Origin of the sequence: Streptomyces sp. NPDC001292, from assembly GCF_042896465.1 — a bacterium.
In the GTDB taxonomy this organism is placed as follows: Bacteria; Actinomycetota; Actinomycetes; order Streptomycetales; family Streptomycetaceae; genus Streptomyces.
The window spans coordinates 20,566-41,887 of record NZ_JBIAXG010000010.1; the positions used below are offsets into that span (position 1 = coordinate 20,566).

At 72.6% G+C, this 21,322-nt stretch carries 24 protein-coding genes; 12 read left to right on the forward strand and 12 right to left on the reverse strand.

Annotated elements, in window-relative coordinates:
- Window positions 1-116: 116 nt before the first annotated feature.
- The gene (locus ACFY4A_RS13605; protein ID WP_390829605.1) at window positions 117-953 is read right to left on the reverse strand and encodes a hypothetical protein; all 837 of its coding nucleotides are present in this window, start codon (window positions 951-953) and stop codon (window positions 117-119) included.
- Window positions 954-1,141: 188 nt separating this feature from the next.
- On the opposite strand from ACFY4A_RS13605, the gene ACFY4A_RS13610 reads away from it, so the two are divergent.
- Complete coding sequence (locus ACFY4A_RS13610; protein ID WP_390829762.1) at window positions 1,142-1,333, forward strand: hypothetical protein; 192 nt, start codon at window positions 1,142-1,144, stop codon at window positions 1,331-1,333.
- Window positions 1,334-1,348: 15 nt separating this feature from the next.
- On the opposite strand, the gene ACFY4A_RS13615 is transcribed toward ACFY4A_RS13610, so the two are convergent.
- The 10 genes from ACFY4A_RS13615 to ACFY4A_RS13660 form a co-directional block, all read right to left on the reverse strand.
- Window positions 1,349-1,777, reverse strand: coding sequence for an NUDIX hydrolase (locus ACFY4A_RS13615; RefSeq protein WP_390829606.1), 429 nt, complete (start codon window positions 1,775-1,777; stop codon window positions 1,349-1,351).
- An 18-nt stretch (window positions 1,778-1,795) separates the two neighbouring features.
- Window positions 1,796-2,911, reverse strand: a complete 1,116-nt coding sequence (locus ACFY4A_RS13620) for a CHAD domain-containing protein (protein ID WP_390829607.1) — start codon at window positions 2,909-2,911, stop codon at window positions 1,796-1,798.
- The gene (locus ACFY4A_RS13625; RefSeq protein WP_390829608.1) at window positions 2,892-5,291 is read right to left on the reverse strand and encodes an RNA degradosome polyphosphate kinase; all 2,400 of its coding nucleotides are present in this window, start codon (window positions 5,289-5,291) and stop codon (window positions 2,892-2,894) included. Before ACFY4A_RS13625 ends, ACFY4A_RS13620 begins: the two co-directional genes overlap by 20 nt.
- 629 nt (window positions 5,292-5,920) lie before the next feature.
- Window positions 5,921-6,841 (reverse strand): mycothiol synthase, encoded by a 921-nt coding sequence (mshD, locus tag ACFY4A_RS13630; protein WP_390829609.1) that lies wholly within the window; start codon window positions 6,839-6,841, stop codon window positions 5,921-5,923.
- A 51-nt stretch (window positions 6,842-6,892) separates the two neighbouring features.
- The gene (locus ACFY4A_RS13635) at window positions 6,893-8,350 is read right to left on the reverse strand and encodes an ATP-binding protein (protein WP_390829610.1); all 1,458 of its coding nucleotides are present in this window, start codon (window positions 8,348-8,350) and stop codon (window positions 6,893-6,895) included.
- Complete coding sequence (locus ACFY4A_RS13640) at window positions 8,347-9,081, reverse strand: response regulator transcription factor (protein ID WP_390829611.1); 735 nt, start codon at window positions 9,079-9,081, stop codon at window positions 8,347-8,349. The genes ACFY4A_RS13635 and ACFY4A_RS13640 overlap by 4 nt, the downstream gene beginning before the upstream one ends.
- Before the next feature lie 117 nt (window positions 9,082-9,198).
- Window positions 9,199-9,417 (reverse strand): hypothetical protein, encoded by a 219-nt coding sequence (locus ACFY4A_RS13645; protein ID WP_390829612.1) that lies wholly within the window; start codon window positions 9,415-9,417, stop codon window positions 9,199-9,201.
- Between the two features lie 59 nt (window positions 9,418-9,476).
- The gene (locus ACFY4A_RS13650) at window positions 9,477-10,595 is read right to left on the reverse strand and encodes a S1C family serine protease (protein ID WP_390829613.1); all 1,119 of its coding nucleotides are present in this window, start codon (window positions 10,593-10,595) and stop codon (window positions 9,477-9,479) included.
- Between the two features lie 143 nt (window positions 10,596-10,738).
- Window positions 10,739-11,761, reverse strand: coding sequence for a LacI family DNA-binding transcriptional regulator (locus tag ACFY4A_RS13655; RefSeq protein WP_390829614.1), 1,023 nt, complete (start codon window positions 11,759-11,761; stop codon window positions 10,739-10,741).
- An 85-nt stretch (window positions 11,762-11,846) separates the two neighbouring features.
- Window positions 11,847-12,623, reverse strand: a complete 777-nt coding sequence (locus ACFY4A_RS13660) for a response regulator transcription factor (RefSeq protein WP_390829615.1) — start codon at window positions 12,621-12,623, stop codon at window positions 11,847-11,849.
- A gap of 244 nt (window positions 12,624-12,867) precedes the next feature.
- Between ACFY4A_RS13660 and ACFY4A_RS13665 the strand changes: the two genes are divergently transcribed.
- The 8 genes from ACFY4A_RS13665 (at window position 12,868) to ACFY4A_RS13700 (ending at window position 18,718) form a co-directional block, all read left to right on the forward strand.
- The gene (locus ACFY4A_RS13665) at window positions 12,868-13,758 is read left to right on the forward strand and encodes an alpha/beta hydrolase (RefSeq protein WP_390829616.1); all 891 of its coding nucleotides are present in this window, start codon (window positions 12,868-12,870) and stop codon (window positions 13,756-13,758) included.
- Between the two features lie 37 nt (window positions 13,759-13,795).
- Window positions 13,796-14,050, forward strand: coding sequence for a MoaD/ThiS family protein (locus ACFY4A_RS13670; protein WP_390829617.1), 255 nt, complete (start codon window positions 13,796-13,798; stop codon window positions 14,048-14,050).
- Between the two features lie 3 nt (window positions 14,051-14,053).
- A complete protein-coding gene (locus ACFY4A_RS13675; protein ID WP_390829618.1) occupies window positions 14,054-15,613 on the forward strand; it encodes a hypothetical protein in 1,560 nt (519 codons plus the stop codon).
- Between the two features lie 367 nt (window positions 15,614-15,980).
- The gene (locus tag ACFY4A_RS13680) at window positions 15,981-16,724 is read left to right on the forward strand and encodes a DUF2993 domain-containing protein (RefSeq protein WP_390829619.1); all 744 of its coding nucleotides are present in this window, start codon (window positions 15,981-15,983) and stop codon (window positions 16,722-16,724) included.
- Window positions 16,725-16,929: 205 nt separating this feature from the next.
- Window positions 16,930-17,010 (forward strand): Ms5788A family Cys-rich leader peptide, encoded by an 81-nt coding sequence (locus ACFY4A_RS13685; protein WP_390829752.1) that lies wholly within the window; start codon window positions 16,930-16,932, stop codon window positions 17,008-17,010.
- A 141-nt stretch (window positions 17,011-17,151) separates the two neighbouring features.
- Window positions 17,152-17,997: a sulfurtransferase gene (locus ACFY4A_RS13690; protein WP_390829620.1), complete on the forward strand. Its 846-nt coding sequence runs from the start codon at window positions 17,152-17,154 to the stop codon at window positions 17,995-17,997.
- Between the two features lie 49 nt (window positions 17,998-18,046).
- On the forward strand, window positions 18,047-18,334 hold the full coding sequence (locus ACFY4A_RS13695) for a DUF1416 domain-containing protein (protein ID WP_390829621.1): 288 nt from the start codon (window positions 18,047-18,049) through the stop codon (window positions 18,332-18,334).
- A gap of 126 nt (window positions 18,335-18,460) precedes the next feature.
- Entirely contained in the window at window positions 18,461-18,718 is a 258-nt protein-coding gene (locus ACFY4A_RS13700) for a DUF3099 domain-containing protein (RefSeq protein WP_390829622.1), read from the forward strand.
- A 42-nt stretch (window positions 18,719-18,760) separates the two neighbouring features.
- Here ACFY4A_RS13700 and ACFY4A_RS13705 read toward each other — a convergent pair whose 3' ends face one another.
- Window positions 18,761-19,123 carry a DsrE family protein gene (locus ACFY4A_RS13705; protein ID WP_390829623.1) on the reverse strand — a complete coding sequence of 121 codons (363 nt, stop codon included), beginning with the start codon at window positions 19,121-19,123 and terminating at the stop codon, window positions 18,761-18,763.
- Between the two features lie 69 nt (window positions 19,124-19,192).
- On the opposite strand from ACFY4A_RS13705, the gene ACFY4A_RS13710 reads away from it, so the two are divergent.
- The 3 genes from ACFY4A_RS13710 (at window position 19,193) to ACFY4A_RS13720 (ending at window position 21,318) form a co-directional block, all read left to right on the forward strand.
- Entirely contained in the window at window positions 19,193-19,936 is a 744-nt protein-coding gene (locus tag ACFY4A_RS13710) for a hypothetical protein (protein WP_390829624.1), read from the forward strand.
- Window positions 19,937-20,191: 255 nt separating this feature from the next.
- Window positions 20,192-20,767: an FABP family protein gene (locus tag ACFY4A_RS13715; RefSeq protein ID WP_390829625.1), complete on the forward strand. Its 576-nt coding sequence runs from the start codon at window positions 20,192-20,194 to the stop codon at window positions 20,765-20,767.
- 80 nt (window positions 20,768-20,847) lie between these two features.
- Window positions 20,848-21,318 carry a Fur family transcriptional regulator gene (locus tag ACFY4A_RS13720; RefSeq protein WP_390829626.1) on the forward strand — a complete coding sequence of 157 codons (471 nt, stop codon included), beginning with the start codon at window positions 20,848-20,850 and terminating at the stop codon, window positions 21,316-21,318.
- The last annotated feature ends 4 nt before the right edge of the window (window positions 21,319-21,322 follow it).

Here is a 21,322-nt window from a genome sequence, read left to right on the forward strand (position 1 = left end):
TTCTCTGCCGTCTGCCGCTGCAGGCTTCCCAGGGTAGGGAGCGGTCTGCGCGCGGCGCATGGCACCAAAGGGCTAGTTCGCCGGTCATTTCCCGGCCCACTCGGGTCCTGTCCGGCTCACGGCTCGGCGATCCGCCCGGTGTAGATGTCCTGCGGCCGCGGCAGCGTCACGGTCACCGGGGTCCCGAAGGCGTACAGCAGCGTCGTGGAGAAGACGGCGACGGTGCGTCCCAGCTGTCCGTTGACGAAGGCGAAGCTCTGCCGGAGCTTGCGGATACGCCCCTGGTCGTCGAGGTAGGCGTCGAACGGGACCGAGGCCGTGGCGAACCCTTTCGCCGCCGCCTTCAGCGCCGCCTCGTCGGCCGCCGTGGCGCTCTTCGCCGCCAGGGCGAGATCGGCGGTGCCCCGGTAGTGCCGCACCGGGACACCCGCGACCTCGGTCCTCTCCACATACGTCGCCGTGCGTGTGCCGCGCAGCACCTCGGCGGCCGCGAACGGGTCGGTGGCGCCGCCGGTGACCAGATTGCCGTCGACGAGCGTGGCCGTGTCCACCCGCACCCACTTGTCGGCCGGCACGCCCGCTCCCCTGTTCTTCATGAACAGGGCGCCCGGTGCGAGGAGTTCGGTGATCGGCACGTGCTCGTCGGCCCCGGCCGGGTCCTGCGGCAGCACCAGCGTCAGCCGCCCGCGCTGCCCGCGGAAGTCGTAGCCGCCCTCGCCGCGGATCGTCACGCGGGTCCCGCCGGTGGCCATCTCCATCGACGTACGGGTCCGCGCGCTGCCCGCCTCCAGCAGCACGTCCGGCGCCTGACGCAGGGTCTGCACCGGATCGGTCGCGGCGCGCGCGTCCTCGGCGGCCGCGCCGCCGCCGGAGCAGCCGGTGGCGCACGCGCCGGCCAGGACGGCCGCCGCGAGCACCGCGCCGCCCGTCCCGGCCCGCGTGCCCGGCCTCACCCGGGCACGAGCAGGAGGGACACCCAGCCGCCGCCGCACCGCCATCGCCCTGCCTACCCCCAGCTGCTACGTCCGTCACGGGCCCCTGTCGTCCGGTCAACGACGAGTGGGTGGCCCCCGTCACGCACGCACCCGATCGACAGGTGGCCTTAACGCGCCGTTCACCTGGCGTGGCTACGTTCGTCGTCGTGGTGCAGCATGAGGGCCTGAGCCCCGTCCAGGAGGACCGCAGGAGCCGGGACGCCGTGGGACACCGCGCGACGACCGTCGAACAGGGCCGTTTCTGCCTGGCCCGCTGCGGCTGCGGCTGGCGCGGTCCCGCGCGCCGGGCCCGCAGCCTGGCCCGCACGGACGCGCTGGGGCACGAGGGCGGCGCCTGAGGGGCACCGGCGCGCTCAGCCGGAGCGCAGGGCCGGCGGCAGTTCGTCGGCCAGCTCACGGTCGCGGAACTGGGTCAGCCGTCGCCGGGCTTCGGCCGGGGACAGCCACAGGACGCGGTCCACCTCCTTGTTGGGGGTGAAGCGGCCCGACGTGACCTCGGCGGCCCAGTAGCGGACCTGCTTGGGCCGGCCGCCCGCCATGTAGGTCACGGTGCTCAGTTCGGCGCCGGGAACGGCGACGTAGCCCGTCTCCTCCACCACCTCGCGCAGGGCGCCCGCGAGCGGGTCCTCGCCGCGCTTGAGCTTGCCCTTGGGGTGGGACCAGTCGTCGTACTTCGGCCGGTGGACCAGGCACAGCTGGAGCGTGCCGTCCAGCGGCGAGCGGCGCCACAGCACGCAGCCGGCCGCCAGGACGGGCGTGTCGTTCAGGTCGAGGTCGGGCAACGGTGCTCATCCGTCCTGTCAGCCGGCGCCGACGGCCTGCTTCTGCCACGACTGCTGGAAGGCGAACCTGGCCGCCTCCACCTCGTGCCGCTGGTCGGCGTGCAGCACGCCGAGCGCGTACGCCGTCGCCGGAGCGATGCGAGGGGTGCGGGCCGCCGAGGCCGCGGCGGCCGCCGCCTCCGAGGCGTCGCGATGCCGGTCGAGGGCCTGGCCGGCCGCCAGCAGACGGACGTCCACCGGCGCTCCCCCAAGCTCTCGGCTCCGCTCGAGCAGGGAGGGACCCCCAGCTCCGTCGATGACCTCGCGGGCGTACCGGTGCAGGCGCAGCAGCAGGCGGACCTGGTGCCAGGGGGCGTCCTGCGGGTGCGGGGACGGGTCCGGGGACAGGCCGTGGACCAGGGCCTCCGCGTTGTACGGGCTGCCGGCGGTGACGAGCGGCAGGGCGGCGACGGCGTCCGTCAGACGCTCCCGGGCGGCGGCGGCCAGGGGAGTCAGGTCCGCGGTGGCGGCGGTGGGGGTGAGGGGGACGTCGCTGGCGAGTACCGCCACCTTGTCCGCGACGGCGTGGAAGCGCGCGGAGCCCAGCGCCTGGAGGGCGGTCGAGTGCGCCCGGCTCCGGGCCAGGCCGAGCTGGCGCTCCAGCAGGGCGCCCGCTTTCGCCGCGCCCACGGTGAGGTTGCTGCGGTCCGCGGCGCGGCCGCCCGCGGCCTCCTCGGTGGGCTGGGCCGGGAGGACCGCCGTCCCGGAGAGCCGGTGCAGGGCCAGCAGCAGCCGTTCCAGGCAGGCCTGGCAGGCGTGTTCCCGGGCCAGGGTGCCGGACAGCCAGGCCAGTTCCGGGCACAGCTCCGCCGACCAGGCCTCCTCGAGCAGGGGGCGGAAGGTGTGCAGGCTGCCGCTGATGCGGCGGGCCGAGCGGCGCAGGGCGCGCGCGGCGTCGACGGACTCCTCCGTGCCGTGCCCCGCGCCGCCGGTCTCGCGGTGCAGGCGCAGGGCGCGGAGGAACTCCGTGGCCTGGGCCCGCAGATAGCACGCGAGGGCTTCGGCGGTGGGGACACCGCTCTGCTCGAGCGCGGTCGGCAGCTCGGGGGAGCTTCCGGCCGTGGAGTCCGTCGGGTCAAGATGTTGCTGTGCCACGCCGGCGCCTCCGGGCGTCTATGAGCATCTCCTGGATGTTGCGCAGGGGCTGGCCGTCCGAGTCGGTCGCGTGCCGGGTCCACTCGCCGTCCGGGCCGAGGTGCCAGGAGGAGGTGGTGTCGGACATGCCGGTCTCCAGCAGCCGGTTGAGGGCTGCCCGGTGGGCCGGGTCGGTGACCCGGACCAGGGCCTCGATACGGCGGTCGAGGTTGCGGTGCATCATGTCGGCGCTGCCGATCCACACCTCGGGCTCGCCGCCGTTGCCGAAGACGAAGACCCTGGAGTGTTCGAGGAAGCGGCCGAGGATCGAGCGGACGCGGATGTTCTCCGACAGGCCGGGCACGCCGGGGCGCAGGGCGCAGATGCCGCGCACCCACACGTCGATCGGCACGCCGGCCTGGGAGGCGCGGTAGAGCGCGTCGACGACGGCCTCGTCGACCATCGAGTTCACCTTGATGCGGATGGCGGTGGGGCGTCCGGCGCGGTGGTGCTGGATCTCCTTGTTGATCCGGGAGATCAGCCCGTCGCGCAGGGACTTGGGGGCGACCAGCAACCGGCGGTAGGTCTCGCGGCGGGAGTAGCCGGAGAGGCGGTTGAAGAGGTCGGAGAGGTCCGCGCCGACCTGCGGGTCGGCGGTGAGCAGGCCGAGGTCCTCGTAGAGGCGGGCGGTCTTCGGGTGGTAGTTGCCGGTGCCGACGTGGCTGTAGCGCCGCAGGGTGTCGTCGCCCTCCTGGCGCACCACCAGGGACAGCTTGCAGTGGGTCTTCAGGCCGACCAGGCCGTAGACGACGTGGCAGCCGGCCTCCTCCAGCTTGCGCGCCCACTTGATGTTGGCCTGCTCGTCGAAGCGGGCCTTGATCTCGACCAGGACGAGGACCTGCTTGCCCGACTCGGCGGCGTCGATGAGCGCGTCGACTATGGGGGAGTCGCCCGAGGTCCGGTACAGGGTCTGCTTGATCGCGAGGACGTCCGGGTCGGCGGCGGCCTGCTCCAGGAAGGCCTGCACGGAGGTCGAGAAGGAGTCGTAGGGGTGGTGCAGGAGCACGTCACGGCTGCGCAGCGCCGCGAAGATGTCGGGGGCCGAGGCGGACTCCACCTCCGCCAGTTCCCGGTTGATGCCGGCCACGAACTTGGGGTACTTCAGCTCGGGCCGGTCGAGGCCGTGGATGCGGAAGAGGCCGGTGAGGTCCAGGGGGCCGGGCAGCGGGTACACCTCGGCCTCGCTGATCTTCAGCTCGCGCACCAGCAGGTCGAGCACCTCGCGGTCGATGGACTCCTCGACCTCCAGGCGCACCGGCGGCCCGAAGCGGCGCCGCATGAGCTCCTTCTCCAGGGCCTGGAGCAGGTTCTCGGCGTCGTCCTCCTCGACCTCCAGGTCCTCGTTGCGGGTGAGCCTGAAGGTGTGGTGCTCCAGGATCTCCATGCCCGGGAACAGCTCCTCCAGGTGGGCCGCGATGACGTCCTCGAGGGGGACGTAGCGGCCAGGGGAGCTCTCCAGGAAGCGGGACAGCAGCGGCGGCACCTTGACACGGGCGAAGTGGCGGTGACCGGTGACCGGGTTGCGTACGACGACGGCCAGGTTCAGGGACAGGCCGGAGATGTACGGGAAGGGGTGCGCGGGGTCGACCGCCAGCGGGGTCAGCACGGGGAAGATGCGGTGCCGGAAGAGCGTGAACAGGCGGGCCTGCTCCTTCTCCGTGAGCTCGCTCCAGCGGACCAGGTGGATGCCCTCCTCCGCGAGCGCGGGGGCGACGTCCTCGTGGTAGCAGGCGGCGTGCCGGGCCATGAGCTCGCGCGAGCGGGCCCAGATCATCTCCAGCACCTCGCGCGGCTGCAGTCCGGAGGCGGACTGGGTGGCGACGCCGGTGGCGATACGGCGCTTCAGGCCGGCGACCCGGACCATGAAGAACTCGTCCAGGTTGCTGGCGAAGATCGCGAGGAAGTTCGCGCGCTCCAGCAGGGGCGTGGCGGGGTCCTCGGCGAGTTCGAGAACGCGCTCGTTGAAGGCGAGCCAGCTGCGCTCCCGGTCCAGGAAACGGCCCTGCGGCAGCTGTTCCCCCTCGGCCGGTGCCTCCACGTATCCGTCGAGGTCGGCGTCGATGTCCGGTGCCAGGTCGGAGACCGTGGCCGCCACGGTGTGCGGGCGGTGCGCGGCGATGGAGCCCACGGAGGGCTGCGGGTTCTGTGCGGTGGCGGGGCCCGCTGGGCCTCCCACGAGGGTGGTGGGAGCCGGCGGGGTCTGCGCTGCCTGGGTGTCTGGCTGGCTCATGAACCTATTCTTCCGCGCGTGCGGCGGGACAGGCGCGTCGAAAGGCGCGCGCGGGAGCGCGGCGGCGGTCCCCTCGCGGGGCGGCTCGGGCTCGGACGCGGCGGGCTTCACCGCCCGAGCGTCGCAAGACCGTCTGAACCAACGGTTACGGCCACATGACGTGCGGGACACCGGGGAGCGGCCCACCGGGGACGATACGGGCCTCCACGGGGCACGCGGTGCTGGAAACCGGCTCGGGGACGGCGGGGGGCCGGGTGGGGTGCGCGCGGGTGTGCGGCGGGCGCGTGGGCGGTGGTTGGCGGCCGCGTGGGAGGCGGGCGGCCGGCCGCCTACGGGCCGAGACGACGAATGCGGCGCGCGGCGGGCTGCCTCCGCGCCGGTGGAGGACGGACCCGGCGGGTCGTGGCTGGCCGGTCGGTGGCTGGGGGCGCGCGAGAGGTGGCCAGCCGGTCCGTGGGAGGTGGCCGGTCGGCGTGCGGGTGGCCGGTGGCGAGCGCGTGGGCGGTGGACCCGCGGGCGGTGAGGGCGGCCACGCCGGTGGTGGCCCGCCTGGGTGCCGGGGGACGGATGCGGCGGGCGCGCGGTTGCTCGGTGGGGGGCGCGCGGGCGGTGGGCAGCCCACGGGCGGGGATGACGGACGAGGCGGGCGGCGCGGCCCGCAGGCGGTGGTCGGCCGGCCGTGGATGGTGGGCGTACGGGGGCGTGCCGGTGGTTTGCGGGGTGGCCGGGGGCGGGGTCTGTCAGGTTTCTGTGCGGTACATCAGGTCGGTTTCGTATGTCGTGAAGCCCAGGCGTTCGTAGACGGAGACCGCCGCCTTGTTGTCGGCGTCGACGTACAGCATCGCCGTCGGCAGGCCCTGCGTGGCCAGGTGGCGCAGGCCGATCAGGGTGAGGGCCTTGCCGAGGCCGCCGCCCTGGGCACCGGGGCGGACACCGAGGACGTACACCTCGCCGAGGCGTTCCTCCCGGTGCTCCTTGGTCCAGTGGAAGCCGACCAGCCGGCCTTCGCGCTCGGCGAGGAAGAACCCCTGCGGGTCGAACCACGGCTGCGCCGTGCGGTCGTCCAGGTCGCGCTGGGTGAGGGAGCCCTGCTCGGGGTGGTGCGCGAACGCCTCCGCGTTCACGGCGAGCCATGCGGCGTCGTCCCGGCCGGGCACGAAGGTCCGTACCGTCACGCCCTCCGGCAGCGCCGGCTCGGGAAGGTCGAGGTCCGTCAACGGCCGCCGCATCTGCCGCAGTTCGCGGAACAGGGTGAGCCCGAGGACCTGGGCCAGATGCCGCGCGGCGGACTGCCCCCCGTGCGCCCACACCCGCAGCCGTTTGCCGGACGCGGCCAGCAGCGCGGCCCCGAGCGCCCGCCCGTGCCCGCGCCCGCGGTGCGCCGGATGCACGACCAGCTCGGCGGCGGGCGCCTCCACCGGATCGGTGTCCTCCAGCTGCGCGTAGCCGACGAGTTCGCCGTCGACGGTCAGCAGCAGATGGGACACCCCCTCGCGGGCTCCGCCCCGCAACTGGAGCCGGCCCTGCTCGGACACCGCCTGCCGTCCGTCGGCTCGGGCAGCCGCCTCCAGCAGCCCGAGTACGGCTTCGGCCCGGTCCGGTGTGAGCTCGGCGAGGGTCTCCAGGGAGCGGGCGGTCGGTGCGGTGTCGTCGCTGGTCATGGATATGAGGGTAAGGGGTTCCCCTGGGAGTGAGCGGGCCTTCACCGAGCCTCAGGCGACGCCGGGCGCCTCCGGGGGCGGAACGGGCGCGCCCGGCAGCCGTACGGTCGCCACCGTGCCGCCGCCCTCGGCCGGAGTCAGGGTGACCTCGCCGCCCGCCCGCTGGACGGTGCGGGCGACGATGGACAGGCCGAGCCCCGAGCCGGGCAGGGCACGGGCGCTCGGGGAGCGCCAGAAGCGGTCGAAGACGTGGGGGAGTTCGTCCGCGGGGATGCCGGGCCCGTGGTCGCGGACGGTGAGGACGCCCTGTTCCAGGACGATGTCGATCGTGCCGCCCTCGGGGCTGAACTTCACCGCGTTGTCGAGGACGTTGACGATCGCCCGCTCCAGCGCGGACGGCTCCGCCCGTACGTACCAGGGGTCCAGGTCCGCCGTTATGGTCAGCTCCGGGCCGCGCAGCCGGGCGCGGCGCAGCGCCGCCTCCACGGTGTCCTGGAAGGCGATCACCTGGACGCGTTCCCCCCGCTGCCCGTCCGAGCGCGACAGCTCCTGCAAGTCGCCGATCAGGGAGGACAGTTCGGTCATCTGCGCCTTGACCGAGGTGAGCAGTGCCTTGCGGTCGGCCTCGGGGAGCGGGCGGCCCGTCTCCTCGCTGCGGGTGAGGAGTTCGATGTTCGTCCGCAGTGAGGTGAGCGGGGTGCGCAGTTCGTGACCGGCGTCCGCGATCAGCTGCTGCTGAAGGTCCCGGGAACTGGCCAGGGCGGAGGTCATGGAGTTGAAGGAGTGGGACAGGCGGGCGATCTCGTCCTCGCTGTCGTCCTCCACGGGGATGCGGATCGTCAGGTCCTCGGTGCGCGCCACGTGCTCCACCGCCTCGGTGAGCTTGTCCACGGGGCGCAGCCCGGCGCGGGCCACGGCGAGGCCGGCGGCTCCGGCGCCGAAGACTCCCACGCCGGAGACGAAGAGGAGCAGCAGGGCCAGGTCGTTGAGGGTGTTCTCGGTGTCCTTCAGGGAGAGGCCGAGCATGAAGGCGATGCCCGGGTACGCCTGGGCGTTGGGGCCGGGGCCCGTCGGGACGGCGACGATCACCACGCGGACGTTGTTGCCCTGGGTGTCGGTGGTGGTGTGGAAGGTGCGCTCGCGCACATCGGGGTCGGCGGCCACCTCCTTGTCCAGGGCCGTGACCTTGATGACGCCCGGGGACCGGCTGTCCACGCAGAACTTGCCCTGGGCCGTCACCAACTGCACGTAGAGATACGAGCGCTGCATGTCGCCCGGCGAGTCGTCCGTCGTCTGCGAGCAGTTGGCCGCCATCGCCGAAGCCGTGGTGGCGGTCACCCTGCCGTAGCTCGCGAGCCGGCTGTCGACCTCGTCGTACAGCTTTCCCTGGACGATGAACCAGCAGGTGAGGGAGACCGCCGCCACCGCGAACGCCACCGCCGCCGCCACCAGCAGCGCCAGCCGGGAGCGGATCGGCAGCGCGCGGAAACGACGCAGCGCCTTCTTCACTCCGCGCCGCCCTGCCGCAGTACGTACCCCACCCCGCGCACCGTGTGCACGAGGCGGGGTTCGCCGTCGGCCTCGGTCTTGCGGCGCAGGTACATGACGTAGACGTCGAGGGAGTTCGACGAGGGTTCGAAGTCGAAGCCCCAGACCGCCTTGAGGATCTGCTCGCGGGTGAGCACCTGGCGGGGATGGGCCATGAACATCTCCAGCAGGGTGAACTCCGTGCGGGTCAGTTCCACCTGCCGGCCGCCGCGCGTGACCTCGCGGGTGGCGAGGTCCATGCGCAGGTCGGCGAAGGTGAGAGCCTGGTCCTCCTGGGCCGCGCCCGCCACGGCCGCCGCGTAGGTGCTGCGGCGCAGCAGTGCCCGGATGCGGGCGAACAGCTCGTCCAGCTCGAAGGGCTTGACCAGGTAGTCGTCCGCCCCGGCGTCCAGGCCGGTGACCCGGTCGCCGACCGTGTCGCGGGCGGTCAGCATCAGGATGGGGGTGGTGTCTCCGGCGCCCCGGATGCGGCGGGCGGCGGTCAGGCCGTCCATCCGCGGCATCTGGATGTCGAGGACGACCAGGTCGGGCTGGTACGAGGCCGCCTTGCCCAGCGCGTCCGCGCCGTCCACGGCGACCTCGGTCTCGTACCCCTCGAAGGCGAGGCTGCGCTGGAGTGCTTCGCGTACCGCCGGCTCGTCGTCGACGATCAGGATGCGCTGGGGATCACGGTCGCCATCGGCGGGACTCATCGGTCGTCGTTCCTCGGGTCGCTGGGGCCGCGGGGGCCGGTCGGCCCCGGGCTGGACGCTCTCAGCCTCGCATGTTTCGGTGCGGCGGGGTGCGGCGCGCGGGTCGCGCGCCGCAGCTCAGGCCGCGATCGCCGTGATCCGCCGCAGCGGCACCTTGTGCCGGTGCGGGCGTTCGGCGGAGGTGCGCAGGCCCATTAGCTGGGGGACCGCGACGGCCTCGGGAACGCGGTGCGCCGGGCCGTGCAGTTCCTTGGCGACGGCGCGGGCCAGGGTGAAGCCGGCGGGGGCGGTCACGTCGAGGGTGTCCGTCGTCTCGTGCACAACGTGCTGGATCATGTCGTACTCCTTTGTCGAACGGTGCCGGACGCTGTCCGGGCGCCTGCCGGTGCCGCGCCTCAGCTCTGGGAGCCGGAGCGCAGTGTGGCGAGGTCGGACTTGACGGTGTTGATCGGGATGGCGAAGCCGAGGCCGACGCTGCCGGCGTTGGACGAGTCCGAGGCCGACGCGGCCGAGTACATCGCCGAGCTGATGCCGACGACGTTCCCGCTCGCGTCGATCAGCGCGCCCCCGGAGTTGCCCGGGTTGAGGGACGCGTCGGTCTGTATCGCCTGGTAGGTGGTGGTGGAGGAGCCGGTGTCGCCGTTGAACTGGCGGCCGCCGAACTGGAAGGGCCAGCCGCCGTCGCCCTGCCCCTGGTTCTCGTTGGTGGAGACCGTCACGTTCCGGTGCAGGGCGGAGACGATACCGCTGGTGACGGTGCCGGTCAGGCCTTCCGGGGAGCCGATCGCGACGACCTGGTCGCCGACCGTCAGCCCGTCGGAGTTGCCGAGGGCCGCCGCCTTGAGGCCGGAGGCGTCCCGCAGCTTGATCAGGGCGAGGTCCTTGGAGCTGTCGGTGCCCACGACCTGCGCGGTGTACGAGGTGCCGTCGCTGGTGCGCACCTTGATCGAGGAGGCGCCCGCTATGACGTGGTTGTTGGTGACGACCTCGCCGTCGCCGGTGACGATCACGCCGGAGCCGGTGGACGTGCCGTTGTCGAGGGTGGCGTTGATCTCGACGACGCTCGGGGTGACCGCCTTGGCGATCGCGGCGATGCTGCCGCGCTGACTGGAGGCCACCACGTTGGTGGTGGTGCTGCTGGAGGCGACCGTGTCCGTGCCGGTCAGCTCCTGGAAGGCGAACGCGGTACCGCCGCCCACCACGGCCGAGGCGATCGCCACCGCGGCGAGCAGGGCGAGCGGGCCCCTGGCGCGCTTGCGCGACGCGGAGGCGTGCGCGGCTCCCGCCGGGACGGCAGGGAAGGCGGCGGTGCCACCGCCGCCCTGACCGCCGTAGGCGCCCGACCCGGCCGCGAACGGCTGCGCGGGGGCGTACGGCGGCGGGGGCGGCCACTCCGGATTCACCGGGGCGGAGGCCTGCCCCTGGTCCGCCGACTGCACGGAGTCGGCGGCCGGGGCCTTCCCGTCACCCTGGGGGTGTTCGTACTCGCCGCTGCGGCGGATGCTCTCGCTCATGACATTGAGAGTGTCCCGGGATCATGAGAGCTTCCTGAGTCCCCGCTGAGAAGCCCGACAGAACCTCGTATGCCCGATATAAGTACGTTCCTCGGGAGAGGCCCCGCGGCGGGGAGCCGAGGAGCTGCGAAGCGGGGGAGAGGCTAGGCGCAGCCGCAGGACCTGCGCACCACCAGCCGCGACGGGAACAGCTTCAGCCGCTCCCGGCGCGAGCCGGCGACCCGCAGCCCGTCGTCCAGCACCAGGTCCACCGCCGCCCGGGCCATCGCCGACCGGTCCGAGGCGACCGTCGTCAGCGGCGGGTCCGTCAGCGCCGCCTCCTTGATGTCGTCGAAACCCGCGACCGCGAGCTCGCCGGGGACGTCGATGCGCAGCTCGCGCGCGGCCCGCAGCAGGCCGATCGCCTGGTCGTCGGTGGAGCAGAAGACCGCCGGAGGACGGTTCGGGCCCGAGAGGATCTCCAGGCCGATCCGGTAGGCGTCGTAGCGGTTGTACGGCGCCTCGAACAGGCGTCCCTCCGTCGGGATGCCGGCCTCCGCCATGGCGCGCCGCCAGCCCTCGACGTGGTCGGACACGGGGTCGCCCACGGCGGGCGTCTCGGCGGTGCCGCCCACACAGGCGACGTAGTCGTAGCCGTGCTCCAGCAGGTGCCGTACGGCGAGCTGGGCGCCGCCCAGGTCGTCGGTGACCACGGCCACGTCGTCGATGGCCTCGGGCCGCTCGTGCAGCAGCACGACCCGGGCGTCCCAGGCCTCGATCTCGGCGGCGGCGAGGTCGTTCAGCGCGTGGCTGACCAGGATCAGGCCGGAGACGCGCATACCGAGGAACGCCCGCAGGTAGTGGACCTCGCGCTCGCCCACGTAGTCGGAGTTGCCGACGAGGACCATCTTTCCGCGCTCGGCGGCGGCCCACTCCACGGCGTGCGCCATCTCCCCGAAGAAGGGCTGGCGGGCGTCCGGGACGATCAGGCCTATGAGGTCGGTGCGCCGCGAGGCCATGGCCTGGGCGACCCGGTCGGGCCGGTACCCCAGCTCCTTGATCGCGGCGAGGACTCGCTCGCGGGTGGCCGGGGCGACCGGCCGGGGTCCGTTGTTGATCACATAGCTGACGACGGCAGTCGATGTCCCTGCCAGCCGCGCCACGTCGTCCCGAGTCACCTTGGCCACGCGCGGAGTCTACGCGGATGGATCCGCTCCCGGCAGGGCGTACCGGAGCGTGGACGTCCGTGAGACATGCCCGTGGGAGCGCGTCTCACCTCTCCGCGCGGGCCCGCCTCGCCACGGTGTCCGGATTCTCCGGCTTTGGCCGGGCGGCCCCGGCCTTCTTCTCGTCCGCGGTGTCCGCGGCGCGGTCGGCCTTCTCGGGGGTAACGAATCGGTAACCGACATTGCGGACAGTCCCGATCAGCGATTCGTGTTCGGGGCCGAACTTGGCCCGCAGCCGCCGCACGTGGACGTCGACGGTCCGGGTGCCGCCGAAGTAGTCGTAGCCCCAGACCTCCTGGAGCAGCTGGGCGCGGGTGAAGACGCGGCCCGGGTGCTGCGCGAGGTACTTCAGCAGCTCGAACTCCTTGAAGGTGAGGTCCAGCACCCGGCCCTTGAGCCTGGCGCTGTAGGTCGCCTCGTCCACGGACAGGTCGCCGCTGCGGATCTCCATGGGGGAGTCGTCGTTGACGATCTGCTGGCGGCCCATCGCCAGCCGGAGGCGGGCCTCCACCTCGGCGGGTCCCGCGGTGTCCAGGAGCACGTCGTCGATGCCCCAGTCGGCGGTGACGGCCGCGAGGCCGCCCTCGGTCACCACGAGGATCAGCGGGCAGCCGAGGCCGGTGGAGCGCAGCAGCCGGCACAGGCCGCGCACCTGCGGCAGGTCGCGCCGCCCGTCGACCAGGACGACGTCGGCGCCCGGGGTGTCCACGAGCGCGGGCCCCTCCGCCGGAGCCACCCGCACGTTGTGCAGCAGCAGGCCGAGGGCGGGGAGCACCTCGGCCGACGGCTGGAGGGCGTTGGTCAGCAGCAGCAGCGAACTCATCGCGCCCCTCCCCCGGGCTCCCGGCCGTGCTCGCGCAGGGGGGACCCCCATGCCCGGGCCGTCGTCGTATGTGCGTGCACCGTTCGCTCGTCCATGGCGTCTGGTTCCTCCTCGGGTCCCTGCCCACTGCGCGATCGACGGGCCGTACACCTGCGGTTTCCCGCGCCGTATACAACGCTCCCGAAAGCACAAAAGGACCCGGGGGCTGCGCTGCCCGAGTCCTCTTCGCAGCAGAATAGCCGATATGAGGTCGGGATCGGCAGGTCGTGTGGCGCGTTCGACGGGCGTTCCGGGGGACGGGACACCGCCGGGCACGGGCGTCGGGGGCGTGGTCAGGACGTTCCTGCGCACGGCGGACGGGGTGGCGCTCGACGCCGTGTACGAGCCGTGTGCGGCCGCGCACGACGCCTCCGGCGGCGGCCGCGCCGACCTCGTGTTCGTGATCGCACACGGTTTCACCGGCGACCTGGACCGGCCGCACGTGCGCCGGGTGGCGCGGGCCCTGGCGCGCTACGGCGCCGTGGTCACCTTCTCCTTCCGCGGCCACGGGGCCTCCGGCGGGCGCTCGACCGTCGGCGACCGCGAGGTGCTCGACCTGGCGGCGGCGGTGGCCTGGGCGCGCGGGTTCGGGCACGCGCGCGTGGCGACCGTCGGCTTCTCCATGGGCGGCTCGGTGGTGCTGCGGCACGCGGCCCTGCACGGCGGCCCCGAGGACGCCGCACCGGACGAGGGGCGCGCGGACACGCGTACGGACTCCGTGGTCTCCGTCAGCGCGCCCGCGCGCTGGTACTACCGGGGCACGGCCCCCATGCGCCGGCTGCACTGGCTGGTCACGCGCCCCGAGGGCCGCCTGCTCGGCCGCTACGGGCTGCGCACCCGCATCCACCACCGCGACTGGGACCCCGTCCCGCTGCCGCCGTTCCGGGCGGCCTCACGCATCGCGCCCACCCCCCTGCTGATCGTGCACGGCGACCGGGACGGCTACTTCCCCCTCGACCACCCCCGGATGCTGGCCGCGGCCGCCGGTGACCACGGCGAACTGTGGCTGGAGCCCGGCATGGGCCACGCCGAGAACGCCGCCGCCGACGAACTCCTGCACCGCATCGCGCGCTGGACCGTCGCACAGGCGGGCTAGCCTGACCCTGTTCATGGACGAGTGATCGAGGGACGGGATGGCAAAGGTCACGGTGCGCTACTGGGCGGCGGCGAAGGCCGCGGCCGGGGTCGCCGAGGAGCCGTACGAGGCGGAGACGCTCGCCGAAATGCTCGACGCGGTGCGCGGGCGGCACCCCGGTGAGCTGGACCGCGTTCTGCGGCGGTGCTCGTTCCTCATCGACGGTGACCCGGTGGGGACGCGCGCGCATGAGACGGTACGGCTGATTGAGGGCGGCACGGTCGAGGTGCTCCCCCCGTTCGCAGGAGGGTGAGCGATGACCGACCGGCCGTATGAGGGGCCTCCCGGGTCGTCGTACGACAACCCCTACAGCGGGTACGACCCGTACGCGGGGCAGTACCCCCAGCAGCCCGCCGCGCAGCAGCCGTACCCGCACCACGGCCAGCCGCAGGAACCCGCCGCGCAGCAGCCGTACCCGCACCACGGCCAGCCGCAGGAACCCGCCGCGCAGCAGCCGTACCCGCACCACGGCCAGCCGCAGGCACCCGCCGCGCAGCAGGCCTACCCGCCGCCCGCCCAGCCGCAGGCGTGGCCCGCGCAGCAGCAGGCCTACGAGGACCCGCACGCCGCCGAGCAGTACACGCAGCAGTGGCAGGGGCGAACCTGGGACAGCCAGACGCACGCCCGGCCACCGGCCGCCGCCGCGGAGACGGCGTACCTGCCCCCGGTGGGGCAGCACCAGGGTCCGGTCGCGTCTCACGGAGGCCAGGGTGGCGGCGGCCATGGCGCGCAGGCGCCTTCCTACGCGCCGCAGCCGCAGGATCCGGCCTCGTCCGCCGCCGCGGAGACGGCGTACCTGCCCCCGGTGGGGCAGCACCAGGGTCCGGTCGCGTCTCACGGAGCCCAGGGTGGCGGCGGCCATGGCGCGCAGGCGCCTTCCTACGCGCCGCAGCCGCAGGATCCGGCCTCGTCCGCCGCCGCGGAGACGGCGTACCTGCCCCCGGTGGGGCATCACGCGCCGCAGCCGCAGGCTGCCGCCCCGGCCGCCGCCGCGACGGCTGCCGAACCCGCCGGGGACGGGCCCGACTACGGTCCCGCCACCCTCGCCGGCAACGCCCGGATCACCGACGCTCAGCGGGCCCGTGCCGAGGGACGCTCGCCGATCATCGAGCCCGGAATGCAGCCGGCCGCGCTCACGGCGCTGCTGGGGCTGCTGCTGGCCGGTACGGCGGAGCTCGGCGTCTACGGGCTGCTCGTGCCGCTGGTCCTGCTCCAGGGGGTGACGGCCGCGGGCTGGTTCCGGCTGAACGGCATGTGGCCCGCCCGGCAGGGCATCGCCCTCGGCTTCGCGGGCGCGCTCGCCGCGGACGTGGCGGTGCTCGCCGCGGGCCGCGAGCACGCGCCCGCCGCGATCCTGGGCACGCTCGGGGTGTGGGTGCTGCTCTCCCTCGTCCTCCAGCTGCGCTCCCACGCCGACCCGGACGAGCGGATGTACGGCCTGATGGCGACCGTCGCCGCGGCGGCGCTGGCGATCGTGGCGACCGGCTACCTGGCCGCCCCGCCGGAGGCGGTCGCGGTCGGCGCGGCGGCGGTCGCGGTGGCCGTCCTGGCGCGGGCGCTGCCGCTGCCCGCGGCGGCCTCGGTGGTCGTCGCGCTGCTCGCGGCGGCGGGCGCGGGCATCGCGGTCGGAGGCATGACGGACCTGGGCGCCAAGGGCGCCCTGCTCGGCGCGGGCGCCGCGGTGTGCGCGCTGATCGGACACCGCGCCGCCGGCTACGACTACCCCTCGCGCTTCGTGCACTTCACGGCCGGCGTCGCCCTGCCGCTGTCGGCCGCGGCACCGGTGGTGTGGATGCTGGGACGGGCACTGGGCTAGGGTTTTTCGTTTGGAGCATGCCGGGCTCGCGGGGTCCGGCAACGCTCCCCAAGCTCTTCGAGCAGGGGGGACCCCCAGCCGCGTTGTCGTCGGTCGGCAGGGCGGAGCCCTGCCGGCCTCCTCCCCTCGCGGTGCTCCCCCACTGTCTGAAGGGCGTGGGAGGTGCCACCAGCACCAAACCCCGCTCCCTGATCCGCCCTGATCCAAACGGAAGACCCCAGGCCTGGGGCCGCCGGCGGTGGGTCGGTGCGCCCGCCCCGCCTGTCACAGGTGATCGACAGTTTCCCGGCCGGATCGGGCGGCCGGGTTACCCTCGCGCCTGACGGCCCGCCGGTCGTCGGGTCGCCGAGCCGAGGGGGATCACCGCATGCGCGCGCTGCGAATACTTCTGATCTTCGTCATGATCCTGGGCGTGCTGTTCGTGGTGGTCGACCGCGTCGCGGTGCGCCTCGCGGAGGGACAGGCGGCCGACCGGCTGAAGGCGACCGAGAACCTGGCGAGCACCCCCGACGTGTCCATCAAGGGCTTCCCCTACCTGACCCAGCTGGCGAGCGGCGAGCTGGACGACGTCGAGGTCGGCATCAAGGACTACGAGGTGGCCACCGGCAACGGCGCCCGGAAGATCCGCATCGACGACCTCTCGGCGGACATGAGGGGCGTGCGGTTCTCCGGCGACTACGGCTCCGCCACCGCCGCCACCGCCACCGGCACCGCGACCATCGCCTACGACCAGCTGCTCAAGGCCGCGAAGTCCGATTCCGCCCAGGTCGCCCCCGGCGTCACCGCCCATGTGGTCGGCCTGTCCGACGGCGGTGACGGCAAGATCAAGGTCGACGTCGAGGTCGAGGCCACGGTGCTGGGCATCAAGCAGCGCAGGACGCTCTCCCTGCTCAGCTCGGCCGCCGTGCGGGGCAACAAGGTGGAGGTGCGCGCCGACAACCTGCCCATGGTCGGTGGCGTGCGGCTCCCCGAGGGCCGGGTCCGGTCGATCACGGACTTCCAGCAGGCGATCGACCGGCTCCCCGCCGGGGTGGAGCTGGACTCGGTCCGGGCGGCCGCGGACGGTGTCGAGATCACGCTGAAGGGTTCGGACGTCAAGCTGGCCGGGTAGACATGCGGTGAACGAAGGATTGTCCGACTGGCGAGACGCCCTCGTCCGCACCGCAGATGTCTGCACGGCCGAGAAGGGACGCGAGCGCCCGGAGGTCGTACGGCGACGACCCGAACGCTCCCTCCTTCCCACATCTCGGACGATCATGTCTCAATATCCGACACGCCGGTGACATGCCCGCCCGTCCCTACCTACGATCGACCCCATGCAGCGACAGGCGGATCTCACGAAGCGGCGGGCAGTGGACCTGTGCCGCGTTGCCGCCATGCTCTGTCGCCCTTCCTGAGCGGGAGCCCTCTCCCGTATCCCCCGCCCCGTAACGACCCGGGGCCCGCCCGCACGCCGTGTACGCCGGCATCCGAACGCGTACCCGCGCGCCCCCTCGCACTCGCACGCCCCGCCGTACCTGCCCCGGAGGAGATTGAGCATGAGCCGCAGCGACGTCCTGGTCGACGCCGACTGGGTCCAGGAACACCTGGACGACCCGAGCATCGCCATCGTCGAGGTGGACGAGGACACGTCCGCGTACGACAAGAACCACATCAAGAACGCCATCCGGATCGACTGGACCCAGGACCTCCAGGACCCGGTCCGACGTGACTTCATCGACCAGGCCGGCTTCGAGAAGCTCCTGTCGGACAAGGGCATCGCCAACGACCACACGGTGATCCTCTACGGCGGCAACAACAACTGGTTCGCCTCGTACGCCTACTGGTACTTCAAGCTGTACGGCCACGAGAACGTCAAGCTCCTCGACGGCGGCCGCAAGAAGTGGGAGCTGGACGCCCGCGAGCTGGTCGACGGCACCGACGTGCCGGAGCGCCCGAGGACCGAGTACAAGGCCAAGCCGCAGGACGCCTCCATCCGCGCCTTCCGCGACGACGTGGTGCAGGCCATCGGTGTGCAGAACCTGGTCGACGTCCGCTCGCCCGACGAGTTCTCCGGCAAGCTGCTCGCCCCGGCCCACCTGCCGCAGGAGCAGTCCCAGCGCCCGGGCCACGTCCCGACCGCGAAGAACATCCCCTGGTCGAAGAACGCCAACGACGACGGCACCTTCAAGTCCGACGAGGAGCTCAAGGAGCTCTACGTCAAGGAGGACGTCGACCTGGCCAAGGACACCATCGCCTACTGCCGCATCGGTGAGCGCTCCGCGCTGACCTGGTTCGTGCTGCACGAGCTGCTCGGCGTGCAGAACGTCAGGAACTACGACGGCTCCTGGACCGAGTACGGCTCCCTGGTGGGCGTGCCGATCGAGCTCGGCGCCGGCAAGTAAGCAAGACGGTTCAGACCGTTTCGACCTCATCGAACCTCTGGAGAAGCACATGTGTGGAGCGAAGGCCGGCGGCCCGGACGCCTCGACGATCAAGCCCGGTGAGACGACGATCCAGGGTCAGGTGACCCGCGACGGCGAGCCGGTGACGGGCTACGTCCGTCTGCTGGACTCGACCGGCGAGTTCACCGCGGAGGTCCCCACCTCCGCCACGGGCCAGTTCCGGTTCTACGCGGCCGAGGGCACCTGGACCGTCCGCGCCCTCGTCCCCGGCGCCAGCGCCGACCGCACGGTCGTCGCCCAGCAGGGCTGCCTCGCGGAGGTCGCGATCGCGGTCTGAGCGGCCTGAGCGGTCTGGGCACGGTACGGCCGAAGGGCCGCACCCCGCGGGTTGGACACCCGGGGTGCGGCCCTTCCGGCGTTCCCGCCCCGGCACGGCAGGCTCGTGCGGACCTACCCTGGAGGCATGTACGCACGACGTCGGCATGTGTACTTCGCCATGATGGGTGTCTGCATCGGGCTGTTCGTCCTGGCGTGGGGTGTCGTGCGCATCTGGTCGGTTACCGCGGCCGTCGGCATGTGCCTGGTCGCCATGGTGATCCCGCCGGTCGCGGCCATGGTCGCCAACCGGCGCGGGCCCGAGGACCGCTGGTGGGACGACCCGTCCGGCGATCCCAAGTCCGACGAGTGGTGGGACGAGCTGGACGGCAAGAAGCGGCGGTAGCTCCCGAGGGCGCCCATCGGTTCGTTCAGCAGATCGGTCAGTTCAGTAGACGAGCGCCTGCGTCTCTTCCCCCAGGGTCTCCTGGACGAAGACCTGCGCGCCCGCGATCCGTACGCCCTCGATGACGTCCTTCTCCGTGATGTCCCGGCGGGCCGCGCACTGCGTGCACAGGGTGACCCGGCCGCCCGCCAGGATCGCGTCCAGCAGATCCGGCAGCGGGGCCGCGTGCGGCAGTTCGAACTCGGCGGCCCGCCCCGGCAGCGCGAACCACGAGGACTCCCCGGTCAGCCACAAGGACACGTCGACTCCGCTGGCCACGGCCACGGAGGCGACGGTGAACGCCTGGGAGCAACGCTCGGGCGCGTCGGTCCCGGCTGTCACTTTGATCACGAGCTTCTTCGCCATGTGAGGAAGGTTAGTAGGCCCGCGAGCAGAGTCATCACAGTGTGGTGAGGTGCGGGAGCGGGCTTCGGTGTGAGCACCAGGGGGCGGCAACGCGTCCTGCGGTGGACCGCCGCCGTGGTGGTCTTCGGGGCCGTCGGCGCGTCCGCCGCGTACGGCATCACCCGCATGGAGCGCACCGACGTACCGGGCCTCGCGACCGAGTCGGACGGGCGCTGGGACTATCCGACCCTCGTCAGGCCGCCGCTGCAGTCCGGCAGCCCCGCGCCGTTCGCCGACCCCGACAAGGCCGGCGCCCACTACGCGGACCTGCGCAAGCTGCTGCTGCCCGCCCCCGAGGGCGCCAAGGCCGACGCGGCACTGCGCGGCAAGTACGGCTGGCTGCCGACGAAGACGTTCCTCGCCCAGTACGCCGACGAGACGGAACGCGGCACGATCGCACAGCTGCTGACCGACTACGGCCTGCGGCACATCACCGCCCGCGGCTGGACCACACCGGACGGCACCCGCACCCGGATCTACCTGCTCCAGTTCAATACCGCGGCCGTCGCGGACGAACTGTTCACCGCGAAGCTGACGAACCACAGCTCCCCGTCCTACCCGGTGCGCGGCGCCGACGTGTCCGAGCGGGACGAGGACTTCCCGCCGCGCGCGGAGGTCGACGACGTCGAGAGCAACCCCTACGTGGAGAGCAAGCCGTACGGCGCCGAGCAGGTCAGGCAGGCGTACCTCTCGGCCGGTGACACCATCGGCGTGATCGTCCAGTCCCGCAAGGGCACCGCAGCGCCGATGCCGCCCCCTTCCAGCAGACCGTGACCCTTCAGAGTCAGTTGCTCGGCTGACGCCCGTCGCGGAGCACCCGCAGGGAGGGCCGGGCCCCGGCCGACTAAGCTGGGGTCCGGCCCTGTGTACGTACGTACCGCACCGCGCTCAACAAGGAGCACCCCGTGGAGATCTTCTTCGAAACCCTGCTGGTCCTGGTCTGCGTCGGCGTTCTCGCCTTCGCCTACCTGACCGTGAAGAAGCTGTACCAGGGCCAGCGCTGACGACGACATCCAGGAACAGCTGCTCATGATCGAGATCCCGTCCGACCTCCACAAGGACCTGGTCCCCCTCGCCTTCCTGCTCGGCGACTGGGCCGGTGCCGGCGTGCACGACTTCCCGGGCGCCGAGAAGTGCAACTTCGGCCAGGAGCTCAGCTTCACCCACGACGGCCGGGACTTCCTGGAGTACCACTCCCGCACCTGGGTGCTGGACAACGACGGCAACAAGGTGAAGCCGCTGGAGTCCGAGTCCGGCTTCTGGCGGATCGACGCCGACCGCAAGGTCGAGGTCACGATGACCCGCGACGACGGCGTCATCGAGATCTGGTACGGCGAGCTGGCCCACAAGAAGCCGCAGATCGAGCTGGCCACCGACGCGGTCGCCCGGACCGCCGCCTCCCGCCCCTACACCGGCGGCAAGCGGCTGTACGGCTACGTCAAGAGCGACCTCATGTGGGTCGGCGAGAAGCAGACCCCCGAGGTCGAGCTGCGCCCCTACATGTCCGCCCACCTGAAGAAGGTCGTCACCCCCGAGCAGGTCGAGCGCTGGGCCAAGGCCCTCCCGGACGACCTCCCGGACGACGGCATCGCCTTCTTCAAGTGAGCCCGGGCGGGTCACAGCCCCAGGGTCTCTCGTTTGGATCATGCCGGACCGATCCAAACGAAAGACCCTAGACTTGGGGTGTGGTGAGCACCGACTGGAAGAGCGATCTGCGGCAGCGTGGCTACCGGCTGACCCCGCAGCGGCAACTCGTGCTCGAAGCCGTCGACAGCCTGGAGCACGCGACACCCGACGACATCCTCGGCGAGGTGAGGAAGACCGCGTCGGGGGTCAACATCTCCACCGTGTACCGCACCCTGGAGCTCCTGGAGGAGCTCGGGCTGGTCAGCCACGCCCATCTGGGGCACGGCGCGCCGACGTACCACCTGGCGGACCGGCACCACCACATCCATCTGGTCTGCCGGGACTGCACGAACGTCATCGAGGCGGACCTGTCGGTGGCGGCCGAGTTCACCGCGAAGCTGCGGGAGCAGTTCGGCTTCGACACGGACATGAAGCACTTCGCGATCTTCGGGCGGTGCGCGGAGTGCGTGCGAACGGCCGCGGCGGCTTTGGGCGCCTCGGCCGGCAGGAGTCCAAGTACAGAGTCGTAGGCTT

What these genes read in the sequence shown, in the direction of transcription:
- mshD (WP_390829609.1), bottom strand. Translation starts at nt 6,841, where the DNA reads ATGACCAGCGACGACACCGCACCGACCGCCCGCTCCCTGGAGACCCTC.
- ACFY4A_RS13640 (WP_390829611.1), bottom strand. Translation starts at nt 9,081, where the DNA reads ATGAGTCCCGCCGATGGCGACCGTGATCCCCAGCGCATCCTGATCGTC.
- ACFY4A_RS13645 (WP_390829612.1), bottom strand. Translation starts at nt 9,417, where the DNA reads ATGATCCAGCACGTTGTGCACGAGACGACGGACACCCTCGACGTGACC.
- ACFY4A_RS13650 (WP_390829613.1), bottom strand. Translation starts at nt 10,595, where the DNA reads ATGAGCGAGAGCATCCGCCGCAGCGGCGAGTACGAACACCCCCAGGGT.
- ACFY4A_RS13660 (WP_390829615.1), bottom strand. Translation starts at nt 12,623, where the DNA reads ATGAGTTCGCTGCTGCTGCTGACCAACGCCCTCCAGCCGTCGGCCGAG.
- ACFY4A_RS13665 (WP_390829616.1), top strand. Translation starts at nt 12,868, where the DNA reads ATGAGGTCGGGATCGGCAGGTCGTGTGGCGCGTTCGACGGGCGTTCCG.
- ACFY4A_RS13670 (WP_390829617.1), top strand. Translation starts at nt 13,796, where the DNA reads ATGGCAAAGGTCACGGTGCGCTACTGGGCGGCGGCGAAGGCCGCGGCC.
- ACFY4A_RS13675 (WP_390829618.1), top strand. Translation starts at nt 14,054, where the DNA reads ATGACCGACCGGCCGTATGAGGGGCCTCCCGGGTCGTCGTACGACAAC.
- ACFY4A_RS13680 (WP_390829619.1), top strand. Translation starts at nt 15,981, where the DNA reads ATGCGCGCGCTGCGAATACTTCTGATCTTCGTCATGATCCTGGGCGTG.
- ACFY4A_RS13685 (WP_390829752.1), top strand. Translation starts at nt 16,930, where the DNA reads ATGCAGCGACAGGCGGATCTCACGAAGCGGCGGGCAGTGGACCTGTGC.
- ACFY4A_RS13690 (WP_390829620.1), top strand. Translation starts at nt 17,152, where the DNA reads ATGAGCCGCAGCGACGTCCTGGTCGACGCCGACTGGGTCCAGGAACAC.
- ACFY4A_RS13695 (WP_390829621.1), top strand. Translation starts at nt 18,047, where the DNA reads ATGTGTGGAGCGAAGGCCGGCGGCCCGGACGCCTCGACGATCAAGCCC.
- ACFY4A_RS13700 (WP_390829622.1), top strand. Translation starts at nt 18,461, where the DNA reads ATGTACGCACGACGTCGGCATGTGTACTTCGCCATGATGGGTGTCTGC.
- ACFY4A_RS13705 (WP_390829623.1), bottom strand. Translation starts at nt 19,123, where the DNA reads ATGGCGAAGAAGCTCGTGATCAAAGTGACAGCCGGGACCGACGCGCCC.
- ACFY4A_RS13715 (WP_390829625.1), top strand. Translation starts at nt 20,192, where the DNA reads ATGATCGAGATCCCGTCCGACCTCCACAAGGACCTGGTCCCCCTCGCC.